Annotated in this window: 22 protein-coding genes; 18 read left to right on the top strand and 4 right to left on the bottom strand. The window is 66.1% G+C overall.

All coding sequences use genetic code 11. The features are described 5' to 3' along the window. Nucleotides 1-11: 11 nt before the first annotated feature. Nucleotides 12-1,139: a regulator gene (locus tag AB4Y43_RS17360; RefSeq protein ID WP_069265532.1), complete on the bottom strand. Its 1,128-nt coding sequence runs from the start codon at nt 1,137-1,139 to the stop codon at nt 12-14. A 319-nt stretch (nt 1,140-1,458) separates the two neighbouring features. On the opposite strand from AB4Y43_RS17360, the gene AB4Y43_RS17365 reads away from it, so the two are divergent. The 9 genes from AB4Y43_RS17365 to ftsB all read left to right on the top strand — a co-directional run bounded on the left by AB4Y43_RS17365 (nt 1,459) and on the right by ftsB (nt 12,569). Further along, nucleotides 1,459-2,712, top strand: a complete 1,254-nt coding sequence (locus AB4Y43_RS17365) for a lipoprotein-releasing ABC transporter permease subunit (RefSeq protein ID WP_069265533.1) — start codon at nt 1,459-1,461, stop codon at nt 2,710-2,712. Further along, nucleotides 2,705-3,436: a lipoprotein-releasing ABC transporter ATP-binding protein LolD gene (lolD, locus tag AB4Y43_RS17370; RefSeq protein ID WP_368728401.1), complete on the top strand. Its 732-nt coding sequence runs from the start codon at nt 2,705-2,707 to the stop codon at nt 3,434-3,436. The genes AB4Y43_RS17365 and lolD overlap by 8 nt, the downstream gene beginning before the upstream one ends. Nucleotides 3,437-3,457: 21 nt before the next feature. Next, on the top strand, nt 3,458-4,246 hold the full coding sequence (locus AB4Y43_RS17375) for a TatD family hydrolase (protein ID WP_368682953.1): 789 nt from the start codon (nt 3,458-3,460) through the stop codon (nt 4,244-4,246). Nucleotides 4,247-4,336: 90 nt separating this feature from the next. Then, nucleotides 4,337-6,955, top strand: coding sequence for a ComEC/Rec2 family competence protein (locus AB4Y43_RS17380; RefSeq protein WP_368728402.1), 2,619 nt, complete (start codon nt 4,337-4,339; stop codon nt 6,953-6,955). 71 nt (nt 6,956-7,026) lie between these two features. After that, the gene (locus tag AB4Y43_RS17385; RefSeq protein ID WP_069265537.1) at nt 7,027-7,830 is read left to right on the top strand and encodes an alpha/beta fold hydrolase; all 804 of its coding nucleotides are present in this window, start codon (nt 7,027-7,029) and stop codon (nt 7,828-7,830) included. 139 nt (nt 7,831-7,969) lie between these two features. After that, nucleotides 7,970-9,631, top strand: a complete 1,662-nt coding sequence (locus AB4Y43_RS17390; protein WP_069265538.1) for a CTP synthase — start codon at nt 7,970-7,972, stop codon at nt 9,629-9,631. Continuing rightward, nucleotides 9,628-10,482 carry a 3-deoxy-8-phosphooctulonate synthase gene (kdsA, locus tag AB4Y43_RS17395; protein WP_069265539.1) on the top strand — a complete coding sequence of 285 codons (855 nt, stop codon included), beginning with the start codon at nt 9,628-9,630 and terminating at the stop codon, nt 10,480-10,482. The genes AB4Y43_RS17390 and kdsA overlap by 4 nt, the downstream gene beginning before the upstream one ends. Before the next feature lie 279 nt (nt 10,483-10,761). Further along, nucleotides 10,762-12,045, top strand: a complete 1,284-nt coding sequence (gene eno, locus AB4Y43_RS17400; protein WP_028216897.1) for a phosphopyruvate hydratase — start codon at nt 10,762-10,764, stop codon at nt 12,043-12,045. A gap of 101 nt (nt 12,046-12,146) precedes the next feature. Next, the gene (gene ftsB / locus AB4Y43_RS17405) at nt 12,147-12,569 is read left to right on the top strand and encodes a cell division protein FtsB (RefSeq protein WP_069265540.1); all 423 of its coding nucleotides are present in this window, start codon (nt 12,147-12,149) and stop codon (nt 12,567-12,569) included. 96 nt (nt 12,570-12,665) lie between these two features. On the opposite strand, the gene AB4Y43_RS17410 is transcribed toward ftsB, so the two are convergent. From AB4Y43_RS17410 to AB4Y43_RS17420, 3 genes are all read right to left on the bottom strand, one after another. Then, nucleotides 12,666-13,025: a hypothetical protein gene (locus AB4Y43_RS17410; protein ID WP_368605065.1), complete on the bottom strand. Its 360-nt coding sequence runs from the start codon at nt 13,023-13,025 to the stop codon at nt 12,666-12,668. A 196-nt stretch (nt 13,026-13,221) separates the two neighbouring features. Beyond that, the gene (hslO, locus tag AB4Y43_RS17415; RefSeq protein WP_368617673.1) at nt 13,222-14,184 is read right to left on the bottom strand and encodes an Hsp33 family molecular chaperone HslO; all 963 of its coding nucleotides are present in this window, start codon (nt 14,182-14,184) and stop codon (nt 13,222-13,224) included. Between the two features lie 66 nt (nt 14,185-14,250). Beyond that, nucleotides 14,251-14,775, bottom strand: coding sequence for a gamma carbonic anhydrase family protein (locus AB4Y43_RS17420; protein ID WP_069265541.1), 525 nt, complete (start codon nt 14,773-14,775; stop codon nt 14,251-14,253). A gap of 188 nt (nt 14,776-14,963) precedes the next feature. On the opposite strand from AB4Y43_RS17420, the gene AB4Y43_RS17425 reads away from it, so the two are divergent. From AB4Y43_RS17425 to bamC, 9 genes are all read left to right on the top strand, one after another. Then, nucleotides 14,964-15,884 (top strand): ferritin-like domain-containing protein, encoded by a 921-nt coding sequence (locus AB4Y43_RS17425; protein ID WP_368728403.1) that lies wholly within the window; start codon nt 14,964-14,966, stop codon nt 15,882-15,884. A 61-nt stretch (nt 15,885-15,945) separates the two neighbouring features. Continuing rightward, on the top strand, nt 15,946-16,845 hold the full coding sequence (locus tag AB4Y43_RS17430; RefSeq protein WP_368605028.1) for an alpha/beta fold hydrolase: 900 nt from the start codon (nt 15,946-15,948) through the stop codon (nt 16,843-16,845). A gap of 102 nt (nt 16,846-16,947) precedes the next feature. Next, nucleotides 16,948-17,778 carry a 3',5'-nucleoside bisphosphate phosphatase gene (locus tag AB4Y43_RS17435; protein WP_368728404.1) on the top strand — a complete coding sequence of 277 codons (831 nt, stop codon included), beginning with the start codon at nt 16,948-16,950 and terminating at the stop codon, nt 17,776-17,778. A gap of 178 nt (nt 17,779-17,956) precedes the next feature. Next, nucleotides 17,957-18,595, top strand: coding sequence for an L-threonylcarbamoyladenylate synthase (locus AB4Y43_RS17440; protein ID WP_254315176.1), 639 nt, complete (start codon nt 17,957-17,959; stop codon nt 18,593-18,595). Nucleotides 18,596-18,666: 71 nt separating this feature from the next. Further along, nucleotides 18,667-19,332 (top strand): site-2 protease family protein, encoded by a 666-nt coding sequence (locus AB4Y43_RS17445; protein WP_069265545.1) that lies wholly within the window; start codon nt 18,667-18,669, stop codon nt 19,330-19,332. A gap of 4 nt (nt 19,333-19,336) precedes the next feature. Next, nucleotides 19,337-20,539: a tryptophan--tRNA ligase gene (locus AB4Y43_RS17450; RefSeq protein WP_069265546.1), complete on the top strand. Its 1,203-nt coding sequence runs from the start codon at nt 19,337-19,339 to the stop codon at nt 20,537-20,539. Nucleotides 20,540-20,547: 8 nt separating this feature from the next. Further along, nucleotides 20,548-21,180, top strand: coding sequence for a class I SAM-dependent methyltransferase (locus tag AB4Y43_RS17455; RefSeq protein WP_368728405.1), 633 nt, complete (start codon nt 20,548-20,550; stop codon nt 21,178-21,180). Nucleotides 21,181-21,224: 44 nt separating this feature from the next. Further along, nucleotides 21,225-22,130 carry a 4-hydroxy-tetrahydrodipicolinate synthase gene (gene dapA / locus AB4Y43_RS17460; protein ID WP_368728406.1) on the top strand — a complete coding sequence of 302 codons (906 nt, stop codon included), beginning with the start codon at nt 21,225-21,227 and terminating at the stop codon, nt 22,128-22,130. A 136-nt stretch (nt 22,131-22,266) separates the two neighbouring features. After that, complete coding sequence (bamC, locus tag AB4Y43_RS17465; RefSeq protein WP_069265548.1) at nt 22,267-23,406, top strand: outer membrane protein assembly factor BamC; 1,140 nt, start codon at nt 22,267-22,269, stop codon at nt 23,404-23,406.

The raw sequence follows: 23,406 nt of genomic DNA on the forward strand, positions 1-23,406 counted from the left end.
TCATTCGGGAATCATTCGATAAAAAGCGACGCGAACAGGCGGCGTCGCCAGAACTTGCGCAAATCGCCGCGCGTGATGGACAGCGTGACCGAGCCCGTGTCGCCGCATAGCGTCAGGTCGAGCGCGGCGAGCGCGCCCGTTTGCAGCGCCGTGAGCGCGGGCGCGAACCAGTCGCGCTCAAGTTGAGCGAACGCGGCGTTCCAGCGACCCCAGTCCTGCTGGATGAAGGCCGCCGAGAACGGATCGAGCTCGACGAGCGTCGCGCCCGTGCCCGAACCGTTGTTGAGCGCGGCTGCGAGCGCGGCAAAGGTCGCGGGCGCGGCATCGACTTGCGCCTTCGCGGCGAGCGCCAGGCCGCGCGTGGCGGCCGCATCGGAGCGCACACGCGCATAGGGGCTCGTGACGGTGCGCAGCGCGCCCTGGGCGTGGAACCAGATCGAATTGACAGCGGGCAGACCGCGCGCTTCGCGGGCCTCGTTCACGGGATGCTCGAACCACGCCATCTGCACTTCGTTCTGCACCTTCATCCAGGCTCGCGAACGCTGGCCCGAATGGGCCTCGTGCGGCAGCCAGATCTCGATGTTGCGGCCGCTCGCGCGCAAGGGCGACGCGCCCGCGAGCGTGCCGAACGCTTCCGACGAGAGATACCAGCGCTGCGGCGTCGGCGCCTCGATGCGCACGCCCAGTTCTTCGATCAGCGGGCGGGCGACAGTGTAGAGCGTGGCGGCGTCGGCGTCGGCGAGTTCGAGCGAGGCGGGGTCGATCAGCACCAGATGATCGTGCGCGATGCGCACGTGCACGGGCTGCACGCACGCCCACGTGGCGTCGCCGGGCGTGCCGCCATCGGCGAGCAGCATGTAAGGCGCAAGCGGTGCTTCGTCGTCGGCGGCCGGCGCGGAGTTTGCGCGGTTCGCGCTCGCCGGACCGAGCGCGCCGAACTGGCGCGCGACCCAGCGCTCGTGCGGCAGCGTACGCTGGAAGTCCTCGCCGATCACCTGCTCGCCGAGTGTCGCACGCGCAACCAGTTTCGCGAGCGCCGGGTATTCGAGGCCCGCGAGCGCGGTGGAGGCGGCCGCGGCGGACGGCAAGGCAAAGGGGACGAGAAGATGGAGTCGGTCGGCGGGCATGATGGTGCGCATTGTACTTCGGCGCTACGTGCGCCGGGCGGCCCTCGGGCGTGCCGCAACGGCATCGCCTCGACCCGTTATGCTGGTGCTGCGGCACTTGTGGGCGAATTGCGGCTCGAAGCAGAGGGCAGGCAAACGCCTCCCGGGGGCTACGGTTCTCACGCGGGAAAGTTCACGGGGAACTCCGTCGAATATCCGTGACCCGCCGCCAGTGTGGCAAACTTCGCGGTTGATCGCCGCCCGACCCGGCACGATATTCTCCGGCCGTCCGGCGCACTGGCCCCAGGGTCGATACGGCGCCGGAGCGCAACGAAGACGCAAAAGGATTCGCTTGAAACTTCCCTACGAATGGCAGATAGGCTGGCGCTACACCCGCGCCGGCAAACGCACGACCGGCAACGGGTTCATCTCGTTCATCGCGCTCATATCGATGTCGGGCATCGCGCTCGGCGTCGCGGCGCTGATCGTCGTGCTTTCGGTGATGAACGGCTTCCAGCGCGACGTGCGCGACCGCATGCTTTCCGTGCTTGCGCACATCGAGATTTTTTCGCCGACGGGCACGATGCCCGACTGGCAGCTCACCGCGAAAGAAGCGAAGACCAATCCTGAAGTCATTGGCGCGGCGCCTTACGTGGACGCCCAGGCGCTGCTCACGCGCGGCGACAGCGTGAACGGCGTTGCGCTGCGCGGCATCGAACCTTCCGAGGAGCCGCAGGTTTCGGACATCGGCCGGGAAATGAAGGCGGGCAGCCTGAACGACCTCACGCCCGGCAGCTTCGGCATCGTGCTCGGCGCCGATCTCGCTGTGAACCTGGGCGTGACGGTGGGCGACAAGGTCACGCTGGTCGCGCCCGAGGGTTCGATCACGCCGGCCGGCATGCTGCCGCGCTTGAAGCAGTTCACGGTGATGGGCGTATTCGAGTCGGGCCATTACGAGTACGACAGCACGCTCGCACTCACCAACATCCGCGACGCCGAAGTGCTTTATCGCTTAGGCGCGCCAAGCGGCGTGCGTCTGCGCTTGAAGGACATGCAGCGCGCGCCGGCGGTGGCGCGCCAGCTCGTGCATACGCTCTCGGGCGACCTCTATATCCGCGACTGGACGCAGCAGAACAAGACCTGGTTCTCGGCCGTGCAGATCGAAAAACGCATGATGTTCATCATTCTCACGCTCATCATCGCGGTCGCGGCGTTCAACCTCGTTTCGTCTCTCGTCATGACCGTCACCAACAAGCAGGCCGATATCGCGATCCTGCGCACGCTCGGCGCGCAGCCGGGCTCGATCATGAAGATCTTCGTCGTGCAGGGCGTGACGATCGGCTTCGTGGGCACGGCCATCGGCATTGCGCTCGGCTGCCTGATCGCGTGGAGCATTCCATGGAGCGTGCCGGCGATCGAGCATCTGCTCGGCATTCAGTTCCTGCCGCCTTCGGTTTATTTCATCAGCGAGCTGCCTTCCGAACTCGTGGCTTCCGACGTGATCCGCATCGGCGTGATCGCCTTCGTGCTGTCCGCGCTCGCCACGCTCTATCCGAGCTGGCGCGCGGCCAAGGTTCGTCCCGCGGAGGCGCTGCGCTATGAATGACCGTCAATCGCTGATCGCCGCGGCTGGCGATTATCCGTACGTGCTCGAAGCGCACGGCGTCTCGAAGGTGTTTGGCCAGGGCCAGCTTGCAGTGCAGGTGCTGCACGACACCGATCTGAAAGTGAAGCGCGGCGAGAAGCTCGCTGTGGTGGGCGCGTCGGGCTCGGGCAAGAGCACGCTGCTGCACGTGCTCGGCGGACTCGACGAGCCGGGCGCGGGCAAGGTCTCGGTGCTCGGCAAGCCGTTCACCGAGCTGTCAGAGCGCGAGCGCAACGAACTGCGCAATCGGGCACTGGGCTTCGTCTATCAGTTCCACCATCTGCTGCCGGAGTTTTCGGCGCTCGACAACGTGGCGATGCCGTTGCGTATTCGCCGCATGACGCAGGAAGACGCGCGTGCCGAGGCGATGCAGATCCTCGAACGCGTGGGCCTCTCGCATCGCGCGCGCAACCGGCCGGGCGAACTGTCGGGCGGCGAGCGCCAGCGCGTGGCCATTGCGCGTGCGCTCGTGACGAAGCCCGCATGCGTGCTCGCCGACGAGCCCACGGGCAACCTCGACGGCGCGACAGCGGATAACGTCTTCAATCTGATGCTCGAACTCTCCGACCAGTTCGATACGAGCTTCGTGATCGTCACACATGATCCCGACCTCGCGGCGCGCTGCGACCGCATCGTGCGCCTGCGCGACGGCATGTTGCACGAGGAACCGGTCGTACCGGTCTGAGCCTTCCCGCGAGCGAGCGCCATGTGGATCGACACGCACTGCCATCTCGATGCCGCCGAGTTCGACGCGGACCGCGACGCGGTCGCGTCGGCGGCGCGCGCGGCGGGTGTGTCGCGCATCGTGATCCCGGCGGTGGCGCGCGAGAACTTCGACGTGGTGCGCGCGCTCGCGCACCGCACCGAGGGCGCCGTCTACGCGCTCGGCATTCATCCGCTCTATACGCCGCAGGCGCATGACGAAGACCTTGAAGTGCTGCGCCGCGAGATCGAGGCGAGTCTCGATGATCCGCGCTTCGTCGGCATCGGCGAGATCGGGCTCGATTACTTCGTGCCGGGCCTCGACGACGCCCGGCAACAGCACTTCTACGATGCCCAGTTGCGCCTTGCGCGCGAGTTCGGCTTGCCGGCGATCTGCCATGTGCGCAAGTCGCAGGACCAGGTGCTCAAGGGGCTGCGCCGCAACGGCGTGAAAAGCGGCATCGCGCATGCGTTCAACGGCAGCTTCCAGCAGGCGCGTGCGTTCATCGACCAAGGGATGCATCTGGGCTTCGGCGGCAATGTGACGTTCGAGCGCGCGCTGCAGATCCGCAGACTCGCGCAGCAACTGCCGCTCGAGGCCATCGTCATGGAAACCGATGCGCCGGACATCTCGCCCGCCTGGCTTTATCGCGCGCGCAACACGCCTGACCAGGTGCCGCGCATCGGCGCCGTGCTCGCAGGCTTGCGGGGCTTGAGTCCCGACGAACTCGCACTTGGCACGACGGCTAACGCGGCGGCTGCGCTGCCGCGGCTCGCGCTTTCGTCTGCATAATCGTTTCCAGGGTGGCGTGCACAAGGTGCATTTTGCGCGGCGCGACTGACACGGTTTGTGCATTCAGCCCCCTCGTTGCGAGGAGGCGGGATGCGGGCGATGTGGTGCGGGTTTGCGCTGGGCGTGATTGTCTTGCAGCGACAGGCGGCGTTGCCGGGGTGGGGGGCGTGGGTCGCGCTGGTTCTGGCAACCGTGCTTGGGGCCACGTGGGCGGCATGGGCGTTGGGCGGCGCGGCACCGGCGGACGAATCTCATGTCGGCCTGTCTTGCGGGCGACGCTGGCGCATGGCCAGCGGCTGGGCGGCGGTGTGGTTTGCGGCCGCATGCGCGGGCTTTGGCTATGCGGCGTGGCGTGCAGAGACACGGCTTGCTGAGGCGCTTCCCGCTGCCTGGCAGGCGCGTAACATAGCCATCAGCGGCTATATCTCCAGCTTGCCTTCCTACGGAGCGAACGGCGCAAGCTTCCTCTTTCGTGTCGAATCCTGGGAAACGCACAAGGCTGCCACGGCGCTGCCGCATTTGATTCAACTATCGTGGGTGGCGCGCGAGGCGCCGCTGCCGCCGCTCGTGCCCGGCGCACGCTGGCGCCTTGCCGTGCGGCTCAAACGCCCGCACGGCAACGGCAACTTCCGCCTGCGCGACACGCAGGCCGCGCTGCTCGCGCGCGGCGTTCGCGCCACCGGGTACGTGAGCGATCCCGGGCATGCGGTGCGTCTGCCCGTCGACGCCACCGGCGTAGGCGTGCGCATCGAGCGGGCGCGCGCCGCGCTGCGTGCGCGCATCGACGCAGTGCTCGGCGACGCACCGCATCGCGGCATCGTCATCGCGCTCGCCACCGGCGCACAGGACGCGGTCAGCGACGCGGACAGGCGTCTCATGCGCAATACGGGCACGAGCCACCTGGTGGCGATCTCCGGGCTGCATCTCGCGTTCGTCGCGGGGCTCGCCGGGTGGGTCGCGGGCGCACTGTGGCGGCGCGCGCGCTGGCGCGGCGTCGATGCGCCACTCATCGTGCCGGCGCAAAAGGTGGCCGTTGCGGGGGCCTTGCTCGCGGCGGGCGTCTATGCGGCGCTCGCAGGTTTCAATGTGCCGGTGCAGCGCGCGCTCTGGATGCTGGTGGTCGTCGCGCTCGCGCTGTTCGCCGGGCGCGAGCTCGCGCGCTCGCATGTGTTGGCGTGGGCGCTCGGGCTCGTGCTGTTGCGCGATCCGTGGGCGGTGACCGCAGCGGGATTCTGGCTTTCGTTCTGCGCGGTCGGAGCGATCCTCTTCGCGGCGAGTGGCGTGCCGCGCTTGCACAGGGACGCGCCGCAGAATGCTGCCGCGGACGCCGCCGATCCGCTGCATGACCGAACCGATCCATTCGCAGGGCCTGCTGCGCGCGAAGGCGCGGTTCGACGTCTTGCCGCCATGGCGCTTCCGCCTGATGACTGGCGTGGGGCGATGCGACGTCTTGCGTCACGCCTTGGCGATAGCGCCCGCGTGCAGTGGGCCGTGACCCTGGCGCTCGCGCCCCTCACTGCGTACTGGTTCGCGCAAATACCGCTCATCGGCCCACTGGCCAATGCCTTTGCGATTCCCTGGGTGAGCATGCTCGTCGCGCCGCTCGTAATCGCGAGCGCCGCGATGCCCGCGCCGGTCGACGCACTCGCGCTGCGCGCGGCGCATACCTGCCTCGACTGGCTGGTTGTGGCGCTGAGCGCGCTGGAGGGCCTGCCGTGGGCGGTTTTACGGCTGCCGCAACCCGGAGCGTGGCCGCTCGCGTGCGCTGCAGTGGGCGTCGTCTGGTGGCTTGCGCCACGCGGTTGGCCAATGCGCTGGATCGCACCGTTCACATGGCTGCCGCTACTGGTGCCTGCGCCCACGGGGCCGCCGCCGGGCGCTTTCCGGCTCACGGCGCTCGACATCGGCCAAGGCACCTCGGTGCTGGTCGAGACGGCCCGGCATCGCCTGCTGTTCGACGCGGGCCCGGGCCCCGAGTCGACGCAGGCGGGCGAGCGCATTGTCGTGCCGTATCTGCAGGCGCATGGCATAGGGCGCCTCGATGCGCTGATGATCAGCCACGACGACTCCGATCATTCGGGCGGCGCGCAAGCCGTGTTCGACGGTGTCGACGTCGAGGCATTTGTGGCGGGCATCCTGCCCGCGCATCCGCTGTGGGCGAGCGCACGCACAAGGGGCGCGCAGACCGTGCGGTGCGCCGCCGGCCAGCGCTGGCGGTGGGACGGCGTCGACTTCGAGGTGCTATGGCCCGAGCCCGGGCCGCTCGCGGGCAAACCCAATGCGCATTGCTGCGTCCTGCGGGTGACGACGGCGGCAAGCGTTGCGCCCGAGGCACAAGACGGTCGGGTCTCCGCGCTGATCGCCGCCGACATCGAAGCGGGCGTCGAGCGCACGCTGGTCGCGCGCGACCCCGAGCGGCTGCGCGCCCAGGTGCTGGTCGTGCCGCATCACGGCAGCCGCTCCTCGTCGACTGAACCGTTCCTCGATTCTGTCTGGCCGCTCGTCGCGATATTTCAGGTAGGCTATCTGAACCGCTTTCATCACCCGCATCCGGGCGTCTACGCGCGCTACGCGGCCCGCGACATCGTGCTCGCGCGCAGCGACGCGGACGGCGCCGCGCGCGTCGAGGCGCGACCCGGCGCACTTGCCGTCGAGCGCTTTCGCGACACGCAGCGGCGCTACTGGATGGACCCGCCGACGCAGGACTGACGCGCCGATAGCAGGGTGAACGAAAGCGCGAATGACGAAAGAGATCAACAAAATAGAGAGACACGCCGCCTTTGAAAAACGTCATCCATTTCTCGCACGCGAACGGCTTTCCGGCCTCGACGTATCGCACGTTCTTCGCCGAACTGGGCGACAACTATGAGTTGCGCTACATCGAGCGCATCGGGCACGACGCGCGCTTTCCCGTCACCCGCGACTGGCCGCATCTCGTCGAACAACTGCTCGACGACATCGGCCGCACCTACGAGGAGCCCGTGTGGCTCGTCGGCCATTCGCTCGGCGGCTATCTCTCGCTGATGGCCGCGCTGAAAAAGCCGCAATGGGTCAAGGGCGTCGTGATGCTCGATTCGCCGGTGATCGCGGGCTGGCGCAGCAGCATGTTGCGGGTCTCGCAGTGGACCGGGCTCGACGAGCGCCTGTCGCCTGCCGTCGCCACGCGCACGCGCCGCACGAACTGGGCGAGCCGCGACGAGGCCTGGCGGCATTTCCATTCGAAGGCGGCATTCGCGCGCTGGGACGAGCGCGTGCTTTCCGACTATGTCGACTTCGGCATTCCTCAGACCTCGGTCGACGGCGGTCGCACGCTCGCCTTCGACCGCCAGACCGAGTACATGATTTACCGCACGCTGCCGCACACCTTAGGCCCGAGGCTCGTGCACGGCTCGCCCGTGCCGGTGAGCTTCGTCGCGGGCACGCAGTCGCGTGAAGTGCGCCAGGTCGGGCTTGCGGCAACACGGCGCATCGCCGGCGAGCGCTTCGAGTGGATCGAGGGCAGTCATCTGTATCCGATGGAGCGTCCGATCGAGACCGCGCGCGCGGTACAGCGCATGCTTTACGCCATGGAAAACGGAGCCTGAGCGGCCGGTTTTCGGCGCGGTTGCTTGCGGGGCACGGTAGGGCGTGGGGCTACGTGTCGCGCATCGTTTCCGCTCGCTCAAAATTCAGGGTTAGCCCTTGCTTTCAGGTATAATCCGTTTTTCCCGCGAGCATCCAGCGATGACCAAATATGTTTTCGTCACCGGCGGCGTAGTTTCCTCCCTTGGCAAGGGTATTGCCGCCGCCTCCCTCGCCGCGATCCTCGAATCGCGCGGTCTGAAAGTCACCCTCCTCAAGCTCGATCCCTACATCAACGTCGACCCCGGCACGATGAGCCCGTTTCAGCACGGCGAAGTGTTCGTGACGGAAGACGGAGCGGAAACCGACCTCGACCTTGGCCACTATGAGCGCTTCATTACCACGAAGATGCGCAAGGCCAACAACTTCACCACGGGCCAGATCTACGAATCGGTGATCCGCAAGGAACGCCGCGGCGACTATCTGGGCAAGACCGTGCAGGTCATTCCGCACATCACGAACGAAATCCAGGCATTCATCGAACGCGGCGCCGCATCGGCGACGTGCGGCGAGCCGGATGTCGCGATCGTCGAAGTGGGCGGCACGGTGGGCGACATCGAGTCGCTGCCGTTCCTCGAGGCCGCGCGCCAGATGAGCCTGCGCCTTGGCCGCAATAGCGCGTGCTTCGTGCACCTCACGCTGGTGCCGTTCATCGCCACGGCGGGTGAGCTCAAGACCAAGCCCACGCAGCACAGCGTGCAGAAGCTGCGCGAAATCGGTATCTATCCGAACGTGCTGCTGTGCCGCGCCGACCGCCGCATTCCGGACGACGAGCGCTCGAAGATCTCGATGTTCTCGAACGTACCCGAAGACGCCGTGATCTCGGTGTGGGACGCCGACAGCATCTACAAGATCCCGCAGATGCTGCACGACCAGGGCCTCGACTCGATCGTCTGCGACGAACTGAAGCTCTCCGCCAAGCCCGCCGATCTGTCGATCTGGGCGGAAATGGTCGAGAAGCTCGAGCATCCGAAGCACGAAGTCACGATCGGCATGGTCGGCAAGTACGTCGACCTGACCGAGTCGTACAAGTCGCTCATCGAAGCGCTGCGCCACGCGTCGATCAAGACCTCGGCGAAGGTGAACATCGAGTACATCGACTCCGAGCAGATCGACGAAGAAGGTGTCGAGAGCCTCAAGCATCTCGACGCGATCCTCGTGCCGGGCGGCTTCGGCCGTCGCGGCACCGAAGGCAAGATCAAGGCCATCCAGTACGCCCGCGAAGCGAAGGTGCCGTACCTCGGCATCTGCCTCGGCATGCAGCTCGCCGTCATCGAATTCGCGCGGGACGTGGTGGGCCTGAAGCACGCGAACAGCACGGAATTCGATCCGGACACGCCCGACCGCGTCGTCGCGCTCATCACCGAATGGGCCGATCGCGAAGGCAAGGTCGAGAAGCGCACCGAAGACTCGGACCTCGGCGGCACGATGCGCCTCGGTTCGCAGCGTTGCCCGATCAAGCCCGGCACGCTCGCGGCAGAAATCTACGGCAAGGACGTGAACGAGCGTCACCGTCACCGTTATGAAGTCAATAACGGCTACGTGCCCAAGCTCGAAGCCGGCGGCCTTATCATCAGCGCCCGTACGCCGACCGAAGACCTGCCGGAAATGATGGAACTGCCGCGCGACATGCACCCGTGGTTCGTCGGCGTCCAGTTCCACCCGGAATTCACGTCCACGCCGCGTGACGGCCATCCGCTCTTCAAGGCGTATGTCGAAGCGGCAGTCGCGCACCACGAGGCGCGCGCCGAGGAGAAAGCATGAATCTGTGCGGTTTCGAGGTAGGTCTCGACAAGCCGTTCTTCCTGATCGCAGGCACCTGTGTCGTCGAGTCCGAACAGATGACGATCGACACGGCTGGGCGCTTGAAGGAAATCACGTCGAAGCTCGGCATTCCGTTCATCTACAAGTCGTCTTACGACAAGGCCAATCGTTCGAGCGGCAAGTCGTTTCGCGGCCTCGGGATGGACGAGGGCCTGCGCATCCTTTCCGAAGTGAAGCGTCAGCTCGGCTTGCCGGTGCTGACCGATGTGCACACCGAAGAAGAGATCGGACCCGTGGCTTCGGTCGTGGACGTGCTGCAAACGCCCGCGTTCCTGTGCCGCCAGACCGACTTCATCCACGCGTGTGCGCGCTCGGGCAAGCCTGTGAACATCAAGAAAGGCCAGTTCCTCGCGCCGCACGACATGAAGAACGTGATCGACAAGGCTCGCGAAGCCGCGCGTGAGGCGGGTCTTTCCGAAGACCGCTTCTTCGCCTGCGAACGCGGTGTTTCGTTCGGTTACAACAACCTCGTCTCGGACATGCGCTCGCTCGCTATCATGCGCGAGACGGGTGCGCCGGTCGTGATGGACGTGACCCACTCGGTGCAGCTGCCGGGCGGGCAGGGCACGAGCTCGGGTGGGCAGCGCGAATTCGTGCCGGTGCTCGCTCGCGCGGCCGTGGCCACGGGCGTGGCGGGTCTCTTCATGGAGACGCACCCGAACCCCGCGCAGGCGAAGTCCGACGGCCCGAACGCCGTGCCGCTGAACCGCATGGCCGACCTGCTCGAAACCCTCGTGACGCTCGACCAGGCGGTCAAGCGCACGCCGTTCCTCGAGAACGACTTCAGCTGAGCTGGAAATTACGTAGTACGGCGCGCCGCTTCGATTGCATGAGCGGCGCGATGGAGGAGCAGCGCGGCGCACCGCACCGCGCTCGATTTACAAGGCAGCGTGGCAGCGCATCGGTCACGGGAACGTGAGCGTCGCGCTGCGGCAAGTTGAACCTGGCGAGCGCGCAGCCTGTCCCATGTGACGGTGTGCCCCCGAACGAGCATAGAAACTGTGCCTCGCGGGGCGATGCAGCAGGCGGCGCAGCTCGCGCAAGAATTACTGTCATTTCCTGAGGAAACCATGAGTGCAATCGTAGATATCATCGGTCGCGAGATTCTGGATTCGCGCGGCAATCCCACCGTCGAATGCGACGTGCTGCTCGAATCGGGCACGATGGGCCGCGCGGCAGTGCCGTCGGGCGCATCCACGGGCTCGCGCGAAGCGATCGAACTGCGCGACGGCGAAGCCGGCCGCTACAACGGCAAGGGCGTGCTGAAGGCCGTCGAGCACATCAACACCGAAATCTCCGAGGCGATCATGGGCCTCGACGCGTCGGAACAAGCCTTCCTCGACAAGACCCTGCTCGAGCTCGACGGCACCGACAACAAGTCGCGCCTCGGCGCGAACGCCATGCTGGCCGTGTCGATGGCCGTCGCGAAGGCCGCCGCTGAGGAAGCCGGCCTGCCGCTGTACCGCTACTTCGGCGGCTCGGGCGCAATGCAACTGCCGGTCCCGATGATGAACATCGTCAACGGCGGCGCGCACGCGAACAACAGCCTCGACATCCAGGAATTCATGATCGTGCCGGTGAGCCAGCCGACCTTCCGCGAAGCGCTGCGTTGCGGCGCGGAAGTGTTCCACGCGCTCAAGAAGATCCTCTCGGATCGCGGCATGAGCACGGCAGTGGGCGACGAAGGCGGCTTCGCACCGAACTTCGGCAGCAACGACGAGTGCCTTTCGACCATCCTGCAAGCCATCGAGAAGGCCGGCTACCGCGCCGGTGAAGACGTCCTGCTCGCGCTCGACTGCGCAGCGAGCGAGTTCTACCACGACGGCAAGTACCAGCTCGCGGGCGAAGGCCTGCAACTGTCGTCGGCCGAATTCGCCGACTACCTCGCGACGCTCGCCGACAAGTTCCCGATCGTCTCGATCGAAGACGGCATGCACGAGTCCGACTGGGCCGGCTGGAAGCTCCTGACCGACAAGCTCGGCAAGAAGGTCCAACTCGTGGGCGACGACCTGTTCGTGACCAACACGCGCATCCTGAAGGAAGGCATCGAGAAGGGCATCGCCAACTCGATCCTCATCAAGATCAACCAGATCGGCACGCTGACGGAAACCTTCGCGGCAATCGAAATGGCCAAGCGCGCCGGTTACACGGCCGTGATCTCGCACCGCTCGGGCGAAACCGAAGACTCGACGATCGCCGACATCGCCGTGGGCCTGAACGCGGGTCAGATCAAGACCGGTTCGCTCTCGCGCAGCGACCGCATCTCGAAGTACAACCAGCTGCTGCGCATCGAGGAAGATCTCGGTGATATCGCCAGCTACCCGGGCAAGTCGGCGTTCTATAACCTCCGCTAAGCGGACCCAGCGCCGGCAGCAGCCTTGCTGTCACCCTTCGTCATCTCTCTCCGCCGCCCTGCGTATAGCGCAGGGCGGCGTGTATTTATCCGGCACCTTTCATGCGGCTTGTCACTGTCGTTCTGATCATCCTGCTCGTGCTGATCCAGTATCCGCTCTGGTGGGGCCATGGTGGTTGGCTGCGTGTCCACGAACTGCAGCAGCAACTCGCGCAGCAGCAAAAGCAGAACGACGACGAGAAACTGCGCAACGAACGCATTGCGGGCGAAGTGCAGGATCTGCAGAACGGCACGGCTGCCGTCGAGGAGCGTGCTCGCTATGAGATGGGCATGGTGAAGGACAGCGAGGTGTTCGTGCAGTTCGTCTCGCCGAACCAGTCGCCGCCGGTTACGCCGAGCGGTTCGTCGAACACCTCGACGCGCGGCGAGATGTCGGCGGCGCCGGTGAGGGTGGTGCCGAACCCCGTTTCGCGCGTGCCCGAGAAGAAGCACGGGCATGGGAAGGAAGCGAAGAAGGCGGGTTGAGCGGTTCGCTTGCGATGAGCAGATAAGACAAGCAAAAGGCGCGGCATTGAGCCGCGCCTTTTTTCGTTCTGAGCGTTCACGTCGCGAAGCCCGCGATTACCAGCCCCAGCCCGGATAGCCGTAGCCAATCCCCGTACCCCAGCCGTGCCCCCAACCGCCGCTGTAATAGCTGCCGTAGACGGTGACCGGCGGCGCATACGCGCGCGACCAGGCTTGTGCGGCAGCTTCCGCGGCCATGGCGTTGTCCTGTTCAGCGAGCGCCTGACGGTCGATCGCGTCGTAGCGCGCTTTCTCGTCGGGCGTGAGCACGGGCGCGGCGGCCGGGATGCCCGACTGCGCCGGGGGCAGCCGGCTGTAGATCGGCGACGGGCCCGGCGGGTCCATCATGCAGCCGCTCGTCGACGCAACGGCCGCGCCGAGCGTCGTGAGTACGAGCAAAGCGCTCACGCGCGGCATGCGCTCGCGTAACGGAGATACGATGGGACGTACGAAGCGTTTGTTCTTGATCATGCTTCTCTCCATCTGTCGGACGCCTAAGTAACTTGAGATGAGGGCAGGTCCGCATTTCGATCCGGTCCCCGCGCCTGTCTATGTGCCGCTACGCAGGGCGGCGACGCAACACGCGTTGCGCCGCGGTTTGCACCCGTTTGCCTTAGTGGCGACGCTCCGCAGCGGGGCTCACGCTTTCTGAGAGCCCAGTCACGGCAAAAAGTTGCGCGACATCCACAGGGTCGAACTCATAGCGCTGATTGCAGTAGTCGCAATGAATCTCGACATGACCGCGTTCCTCGATCACGCCGTCGACTTCCTCGCGGCCCAGCATCTTGAGCATCGCGCCCACTTTCTCGCGCGAGCACGAACACTGGAAGCGCGGCGCCAGCGGCTCGAAGTGACGCACGTTCTCCTGCCAGAAGAGGCGGCGGAACAATGTCTCGCCGTCTTCCTTGAGCATTTCGTCTCGCGTGAGCGTGCCGCCGAGCGTGCAGACGCGCTCCCACGTATCGAGGTCGTGCTCGCCCTGGTGCGGCACGATCCCGCCGTCGCCCGGCAGCTTCTGGAGCAGCATGCCGACTGCACGGTCGTCGTTGGCGGCGAGCCAAAGGCGCGAGTCGAGCTGTTCCGAGTGATGCATGTAATGCTCGAGCACGGCGGCAATGGACTTGAGCGGGCCGTCTTCGCCATTCAGCGGCACGATGCCCTGGTAGGGCTGCTGGCCCGGCTGCTTTTTCGCGGGGTCGAGCGTGATCACGCAGCGGCCCTGGCCGTCCGGATTCACGAGGTCGGCGAACGTGAGTTCTTCGCCGAGCGGCAGGGCATTTTCGCCCATGAAGTCTTCGCCGAGGCGCGCGGTCGCGCGCATCGTCAGATCCGAGCCGCACTGTACGACCAGCATCTTCACGGGGCCGTCGCCGAAGATCTGCATGATCAGCGTGCCGTCGAACTTGAGATTCGCCGAGAGCAGCGCGCACGCTGCCATCATCTCGCCGAGCACGGTGCGCACGGGCGTCGGATACTGGCGGCGCTTGAGCACTTCCTGCCACGTGTTGTTCAGCGAGACGATCTCGCCGCGTACCGGCGCGGCGCTGAACATGAATTTTTGCAACTGGTCGTTCACAATCTTTTCCTTCGTTTCAATCGGGGCGGCGCGGCCCGCGCCGCACACGGCAAGAGCGTGTCGCTCTCAGCCGATGCGCACGAGCTGCGCCTTGAAATATTCGCGGCGCTGCGCGTAGACATCCGCGTTGCGCTTGAGGCCGGCAATGTCGGCCTCGGTCAGCTCACGCACGACTTTGGCCGGCGCGCCGAGAATCAGCGAGTTGTCGGGGAACACCTTGCCTTCGGTGACCACCGCACCCGCGCCAACCAGACAGTTGCGGCCGATCACCGCGCCATTCAAGACCACGGCCTGAATGCCGATCAGTGCGCCTTCCTTCACGGTGCAGCCGTGCAGCATGGCCTGATGGCCCACGGTCACGTTCGCTTCGAGCGTGAGCGGGTAGCCGGGGTCCGTGTGGAGCACCGCGCCTTCCTGAACGTTGCTGCGCGCGCCGACGGTGATCGGCTCGTTGTCGCCGCGCAGCGTCGCGCCGAACCAGACGCTCGCGTCTTCGGCCAGTTCGACCTTGCCGATGACGGTCGCGTTGTCCGCGACGAACACGCTTTCGTGAATGGTCGGTGCAGCTTCGCCAAGCTTGTAGATGGCCACGGTGTTGAGTCTCCTATGTCTTTCGGGGCTGCTGCCGGTCTGCGGGCGACGCGCAACGGGTGTGGACGACGCCAGGCAGGTGAATCGCGTATTGTAAACGGTTGCGTGCGCGGTCCGCTCGGGGCGCTTTTCGGGCGCCCGCGCCCGCGTCTTGTATTTCCGCTTTTCGGTCCCTGTTTCTTCTGCCGATGAATTCCGCTTTTTCCGCCGTCAGCGCAAGTGCTGATCTCCCAGGACCAACCGATGCCGAGCCCGACTGCTGGCGCCTCGCCGCGCTCGCCGCGCTGCGCGAATGCGTCCCGGTCGCCAAGGTCGATGCGGTGCGCGCGCTGCACGCGCAGAGTCAGGCGCAGGCCGCTGCGCCTCGCTGGGAGCCGCAGCGCGTCATCCCGACGCCGGACGGCTTGCCTGGCCGCCCGGCCGAGCCGCCGCTCGTCGAGCCGCGCGAACTGCAGCGCCGCAGCATGAGCACGCCACAGGGCCGCGTCGTGCTGCTGCACGCGCTGGCCCACATCGAATTCAACGCGATCAATCTCGCGCTCGACGCGGTCTGGCGCTTCCCCGCCATGCCCGACGCGTTCTACGCCGACTGGCTCAGGGTCGCGGCGGAAGAGGCGTATCACTTCTCGCTGCTGCGTGCGCGGCTCGCCGACTATGGCCACGCATACGGCGACTTCCCCGCGCACAACGGCCTGTGGGAGATGTGCGAGCGCACCAGCGCCGACGTGCTCGCGCGCATGGCGCTCGTGCCGCGTGTGCTGGAGGCGCGCGGGCTCGACGCCTCGCCGCCCATCCGCGCGCGCCTGAAGCAGGCTGGCGACGACGAATCGGCCGCGATCCTCGACATCATCCTGCGCGACGAAGTGGGGCACGTACGCATCGGCAACCATTGGTTCCGCCACCTTTGCGAGGCACGCGCGCTCGACCCGCACGCGGCATGGCTCGCGCTCGCGCAGCAGTACCACGCGCCGCGCATGCGCGGTCCGTTCAACTTCGAGGCGCGCCGCTCGGCGGGTTTCGACGAAGCCGAACTGGACACGCTGGCGGCCCAGGACGCCGCGGAACAGTCCGCCTCGAAGCAGTCAGCGGGGCGTCACTCGAACGAATGACGTACCGCGAACGCCCGGCGGCTATATAATCGAACGACCATTCTTTTTTGCGGCAACGCAGATGAATCAATCCCGGTCCGAATTCGTCAACGTCAATGGCATCCGGCTGCACGTGCGCCGCTGGGGCGCCGAGAGCGCGCCCGTGCTGTTCATGCTGCACGGCTGGATGGACGTGGCGGCGTCGTTCCAGTTCGTCGTCGATGCGCTCGATGCACGCGGCGGTGACTGGCAGGTCATCGCTCCCGACCTGCGCGGCTTCGGCCTCTCCGACTGGCCCGTTGCGCAAGGACAGGGCAGTCACTACTGGTTCCCCGACTACCTCGCCGATCTCGACGCGCTGCTTGCCCACTACGCGCCCGAAGGCAAGGTGGATCTCGTCGGACACAGTCTCGGCGCGAACATCGTGTGCCTCTATGCGGGCGTGCGGCCCGAGCGTGTGCGCCGCGTGGTCGACCTGGAGGGTTTCGGCATGCCGGCGCCGTCACCGAGACAGGCGCCGGGCCGCATGCGCGAGTGGCTCGACGAAGTGCGCACGCCGCCGCAACTGCGCACGTACGCGTCGCTCGACGAGGTGGCCGCGCGGCTCGTGAAGACCAATCCGCGTCTGATCGCACCGCGTGCGCGCTTTCTCGCGGAACACTGGTCGAAGCCGGACGGCGAGGGCGGTTATGTGCTGCTCGGCGATCCGGCGCACAAGATGCGCGGTCCGCTGCTGTACCAGCTCGACGAGGTGATGGCGATCTGGTCGCAGGTGAGCGCAAGGGTGCTGCACGTCGAAGCGGCCAGTTCCGAAACGCTTGTGCGGCTCGCGGGGGCGGTGCCCATCGGCGAATTCAAGAAGCGCTTCGAGGCATTTCCCGACTGGCGCGAGCGTATCGTCGACGGGGCGGGGCACATGGTGCATCACGACCAGCCGGAAGAGGTCGCGCGCCTGATCGAGGCCTTCTGCGCAGGAGCGTAAGGCACCTCGACTCCGCATTCGCGCGGTGGCGAGGCGCGAGGCGCCGCCCGACGACTTCACTGCGTTGCAGTAAAATGGACGTTCATCCTTTTCCCGCATCCAATGAACGCCGATCTCCACTGTCACTCCACTGTCTCCGACGGGCAACTGGCCCCAGCCGCCGTCGCGCAGCTGGCGAAAGCGGGTGGCGTGGGCTTGTGGGCGCTCACCGATCACGACGTGCTCGGCGGCCAGCGCGAAGCGCGCGAAGCGGCCGAGGCGCTCGGTATGCGCTATTTGAGCGGCGTCGAGATTTCGGTCACCTGGGCGTCGCGCACGGTGCACATCGTCGGCTTGCATGTGGATCCGGAGTGCGCCGCGCTCGTCGACGGCCTCGCGCGCACGCGTGACGGCCGCGCGGCACGCGCCGAAGCCATTGGCGAGCGGCTCGGCGAACTCGGCATTCCCGACGCGTACGAAGGCGCGTTCCAGTACGTCTCGAATCCAGACCTGGTCTCGCGGACTCACTTCGCGCGATTTCTCGTCGAAAGCGGCCGTGCGCAGAACACCCAGGACGCGTTTTCGCGCTGGCTCGGCGAAGGCAAGCCCGGTTACATCGCGCACCGCTGGGCCAGGCTCGCCGACGCCGTAGCGTGGATCAAGGCGGCGGGCGGCGAGGCGATCATCGCGCATCCGGGCCGCTACGCTTACACCCAACTCGAATTCGACACGCTCTTCGGCGAATTCATCGATCTGGGCGGCAAGGCCATCGAAGTCGTTACCGGCAGCCATACGCCCGACCAGTACGCCGAGTACGCGGCCGTTGCGAGGCGCTTTGGCTTCGAGGCGTCGCGCGGCTCGGACTTCCATGCGCCCGGGCCCGACGCGATCAAGCCGGGCACGCTGCCGCCTTTGCCTTCCGGTCTCAAGCCTGTCTGGGAGCGATGGCTGTAGGCCGCGCACGGCGCGCGGCCCACTGACTCCGCCCATTTGCCGCAAGGCGTTTCGCGCCGGTCAATCCCGCCTTGTCGTCGCTTTGTGGTACTACGTGCAGTCGTCCGCCGTTTTCGCGCACCGTCCCGCTGTTTTCATCGCCCGCTGTTTTCATTGCATTCGTCAGCTGATTACTGCCATGTCCCAGTTCTTTCGGCTTCACCCGGAAAACCCGCAGCCGCGTCTCGTCAAGCAGGCGGTGGAGATCATCCGTGACGGCGGTGTGATCGCATTGCCGACCGATTCGAGCTACGCGCTCGCCGCCCGCATCGACGACAAGCACGCCGCCGAGCGCCTGCGCCGCATCCGCGGGCTCGACGAAAAGGCGCTGCTCTCGCTGATGGTGCGGGACCTGTCCGAACTCGCGAACTTCGCCATGGTCGACAACCGCCAATACCGGCTCATCAAGTCGGTGACGCCGGGGCCGTATGTGTTCGTGCTGGTGGCGACGAAGGAAGTGCCCCGGCGCCTTTCGCATCCGTCGCGCAAGACGATCGGCCTGCGCGTGCCCGGTCATCCGATTCCGCTCGCGATCCTCGAAGAACTGGGCGAGCCGCTGCTTGCCACCACGCTGATCCTGCCGCCCGACACCGAACCGCTCAACGACCCCGAGGAGATTCGGGAGCGTCTCGAGAAACAGCTCGATCTCGTGATCGACGGCGGGGCGTGCCCGTGCGAGCCCTCCACCGTGATCGATCTCACGGGCGAGGAACCGGTGCTCGTGCGCCCGGGCCGGGGTTCGCTGGCGCCGTTCGGCATCGAAGAAGAAGAGGCGTGATGAGACAGGCGCGGATGAGCGCGGCATGACCGTGGCCTGAGCGCATTGACGCATTGATACAATAGCCCGCCATGGAAGCCAATCTGATTCAGACGATCGTCGTCTACGCCTTGCCCGTGATCTTCGCGATCACGCTGCACGAGGCCGCGCACGGTTACGTCGCGCGCATGCTCGGCGACAACACCGCGTATGTGCTCGGCCGCGTTTCGTTCAACCCGATGCGCCACATCGACCCGATCGGCACGATCGCCATGCCGCTCGTGCTCTATTTCCTGACCAACGGCGCGTTCGTATTCGGTTACGCGAAGCCGGTCCCGATCGCCTTCAGCAATCTGCGCAATCCGCGCTGGGGCACGCTGTGGGTCGCGGCGGCCGGGCCGCTGTGCAACTTCGTGCAGGCCATCGTATGGGGCGTGTTCGGCGTGGGACTCGCGGTGCTCGGCGTGAACGAGCCGTTCTTCACGCGCATGGCCGCCGCCGGCGTGGGCGTGAATCTCGTGCTCGGCGTGCTGAACCTCTTTCCGCTGCCGCCGCTCGACGGCGGCCGCGTGCTCGGGGCACTCCTGCCCACTCGCGCGAGCATTGCGCTCGCCCGTATCGAGCCCTATGGTTTCATCATCGTGATGGGGTTGCTCGTGAGTGGCATCTTCACGCGATTCTGGCTGCGCCCGCTCGTAAGTCTAGGTTACGACGCGGTCACGGCCATCCTTACCCCTCTTGTGTCGCTCTTTTCATAACATCATGTTCCCAGACCGTATCTTTTCCGGCATGCGGCCCACCGGGTCGCTGCACCTCGGCCACTATCACGGCGTGCTGAAAAACTGGGTGCGCCTGCAGTCCGAGTATCCGTGCTTCTTCTGCGTGGTCGACTGGCATGCGCTCACCACGCACTATGAGACGCCGGATGTCATCGAGAAGAACGTCTGGGACGTGCTGATCGACTGGCTCGCCTCGGGCATCGACCCGAACCAGGCCACGCTTTTCATCCAGAGCCGTGTGCCCGAGCACGCCGAGCTCTCGCTGCTGCTCGGCATGAGCACGCCGCTGTCGTGGCTCGAACGCGTGCCGACCTACAAGGAACAGATCGAGAAGCTGCGCGACAAAGACCTCGGTACTTATGGCTTCCTCGGCTACCCGGTGCTGATGGCGGCCGACATCCTGCTGTACCGCGCGTCGCTCGTGCCGGTGGGCGAGGACCAGGTGCCGCACGTCGAGATGGCGCGAGAAATGGCGCGCCGCTTCAACTACATGTACGGCCGCGAACCGGGCTTCGAAGAGAAGGCCAACGATGCGGCGAAGAAGCTGGGCGGCAAGCGCTCGAAGCTCTACCACGAGCTGCGCAACGCCTATCAGCAGGAAGGCAATGAAGAGGCGCTCGAACAGGCCCGCGCGATGCTCTCGGAGTCGCAAAGCCTCTCGATGAGCGATCGCGAGCGTCTTTTTGGCTACCTCGAAGGCTCGCGCAAGATCATCCTGCCGGAGCCGCAGGTGCTGCTCACGGAAGCCTCGCGCATGCCGGGTCTCGACGGCCAGAAGATGTCGAAGTCGTACGGCAACACCATTGGCCTGCGCGAAGACGCCGAGTCGATCACGAAGAAGGTCCGCACCATGCCGACCGACCCCGCGCGCGTGCGCCGCACCGATCCGGGCGATCCGGACAAGTGCCCGGTGTGGCAGCTCCACCAGGTCTACACGGACGAGCAGACGCACGACTGGGTGCAGAAGGGCTGCCGTTCGGCCGGCATCGGTTGTCTGGAGTGCAAGCAGCCCGTGATCGAGGGCATCCTGCGCGAGCAGCAGCCCATGCTCGAGCGAGCGCAGAAGTACATGGACGATCCGTCGCTGCTGCGTGCAATCGTCGCGGACGGCTGCGACAAGGCGCGCAAGTTTGCCAACGAGACGATGCGCGACGTGCGTGAGGCCATGGGCCTCTCGTACAGCTGATCGAGCCGATGACGTCGACGCCTGCCGCCGGTGCGCCGGCCCACGGGCTCTCCGAGCCCTCGCGCTGGGTGCGCCGCTGGGCGCACCTCATCGCGCCCGGTGGCACGGTGCTCGACGTCGCCTCCGGCGCCGGGCGGCACACGCGCTGGCTGGCTGGTCAGGGCCACCCGGTGACGGCGCTCGATCGCGACGCCGCCGCGCTTGCCACGTTGCAGGACGTAGCCGGCGTCGCGACGCTAGAGTGCGACCTCGAAGGCGCGCCATGGCCGCTCGCGCCGGACGCCCGCTTTGCCGCCGTGGTCGTCACGAACTACCTGCATCGCCCGCTCATGCCCCGTCTCATCGAGGCACTGGCGCCGGGCGGCATCCTGATCTACGAAACCTTCGCTCAGGGCAACGCGACGGTGGGAAAGCCATCGAACCCCGCTTTCCTGCTCGCTCCCGGCGAGTTATTGGCCGTCTGTACGCCTGCGCTGCGGGTAGTCGCCTATCAGGACGGATTTCTTTCGCAGCCGCGTGAAGCGTATGTTCAGCGCATCTGCGCGGTACGGGAAAAAACGACCTCAGTGTCCCCCGAAAGCGCTGGTAATGTACCTGAGAACCAGGGCCTACCCGTAACGCGTTACGATCTGACCGGCTAATCCGCTACAATCGCGGTTTAACCGACTCATTTTTCTGGCGTTTCATGGCTAACGGCACTCAGGACGGCATTACGCTGCAAGGCAGCATTCCCGCGATCGTCACCCCCATGCACGAGGATGGCAGTCTCGACCTGCCGGCATTCCGCAAACTGATCGACTGGCATGTGGAAGAGGGGACGGATGCCCTCGTGGTCGTCGGTACGAGCGGGGAGTCCGCCACGCTGGACGTCGAAGAACACATCCTGATGATCAAGACGGCGGTCGAGCACGCCGCCGGCCGGATGCCGATCATCGCGGGCGCCGGCGGCAATTCCACCGCCGAGGCCGTCGAACTCACGAAGCACGCGAAGGAAGTGGGCGCACAGGCGTCGCTCCAGGTCGTGCCCTATTACAACAAGCCGACCCAGGAAGGCATGTACCGCCACTTCGCGAAAATCGCGGGGGACGTGGACCTGCCGGTCATCCTCTACAACGTGCCGGGCCGTACGGTCGCGGACATGGCGAGCGAAACCATCCTGCGTCTGGCCGAAGTGCCGGGCATCATCGCGGTGAAGGAAGCGACGGGTAACATCGACCGCGCCGCGCACCTCATCAAGCATGCGCCGAAAGGCTTCAAGATCTTCAGCGGCGACGATCCCACGGCGATCGCGCTGATGCTGCTTGGCGGCCACGGCAATATTTCGGTGACCGCGAACGTTGCGCCGCGCCAGATGAGCGACCTGTGCAAGGCTGCGCTCGCCGGCGACGCGAAAACGGCGCGTGAGATCCATATGAAGTTGTTGTCGCTTCACAAGAACCTGTTCATCGAATCGAATCCGATTCCGGTGAAGTGGGCGCTGCAGGAACTCGGCCGCATCGAAGGCGGCATCCGACTGCCGCTCACGCCGCTCGACGCGCGCTACCACGACGTGGTGCGTGCCGCGCTGCGCGAAGCCGGTCTGGCTGGCTGATCCGGTCAGCCAGCCGCCGATTTATCAACCGACGCCGCCACGGCCCAGCCGCCCAATCACTGAAAGACCTCGGACCGACCTCGGACCCACCGTCTCGCAGAGCAAGGCTTAGCGTTCCCGTATCACGAAGGCCCACATGAAACGTTCCGCTTTTTCCCTCCACGCAACCCGCATGGCGGTGCTGGCGCTTGCCCTCGGCTCGCTCGCAGGCTGCGAGTCGCTGAACGACATGTTCGCGTCCGATCGCGTCAACTACAAGGACACGCCGACCGCGCCGCCGCTGAATGTGCCGCAGGATCTGTCGTCGGCGCCAAACGACCAGAAGTACGTCGCGCCGCCGCCCACGATCACGCTGGGCGGCTCAGCTCAGCGCACGGTCATGCCGGCCGGCAACGCCACGCTCGGCGTGCCGGATGCGCAGGACCCGTTCGGTATGCACGTGGAGCGCGACGGCGACCGCCGCTGGCTCGTGGTGGACGGCCGCTCGCCTGACGACGTCTGGCCGCAGCTGCAGGAATTCTGGACGGAAAATGGCTTCACGCTGACGACCGATTCGCCGTCCACGGGCATCATGACGACCGACTGGGCCGAGAACCGCGCCAACATTCCGGACGACTGGTTCCGCCGTACGATCGGCCGCGTGATCGACTTCGCGTACTCGTCGGGCACGCGCGACCGCTTCCGCGTGCTGGTTTCGCGTGGCCCGGACGGTCAAACGGACATTTCCGTCACGCATAACGCGATGGAAGAAGTGCTGACGGGGCAGGACAAGACGGGGTCGAAATGGGTCGAGCGTCCGCGCGACCCGGCGCTCGAAGCCGCTTTCCTCGCCAAGATCATGCAGAAGTTCGGCCTGACCGACGCGCAGTCCAAGCAACTGCTGACCGACGCGCGCCCGTCGACGGCTGGCGTCAAGATCGCCGCCGGTCCTGACGGCACGACGCTCGATCTGCCCGAAGCGTTCGACACCGCATGGCTGCGCGTGGGCCTCGCGCTCGACCGCACGAACTTCACGGTCGACAACCGCGACCGCGAGAAGGGCCTCTACTACGTGCGCTACGCCGATTCGATGCAGGAGCTCAAGGGCGACGGCCTGCTCGGCAAGCTTTTCTACAACCCGAAGAAGGCCACGAAGGATCAGGGGCCGGAATACCGCGTGGCCGTACGCTCGTCGGGTAATTCGACCCAGGTCGCCGTGGTCGATCAGACCGGCCGTATCGACACCTCGTCGGACGCCCAGCGTATCGTCTCCGCGCTCCACGCGCAGCTGAACTGA

The organism is Paraburkholderia sp. BR10872 (assembly GCF_040965835.1).
GTDB lineage: Bacteria > Pseudomonadota > Gammaproteobacteria > Burkholderiales > Burkholderiaceae > Paraburkholderia > Paraburkholderia nodosa_A.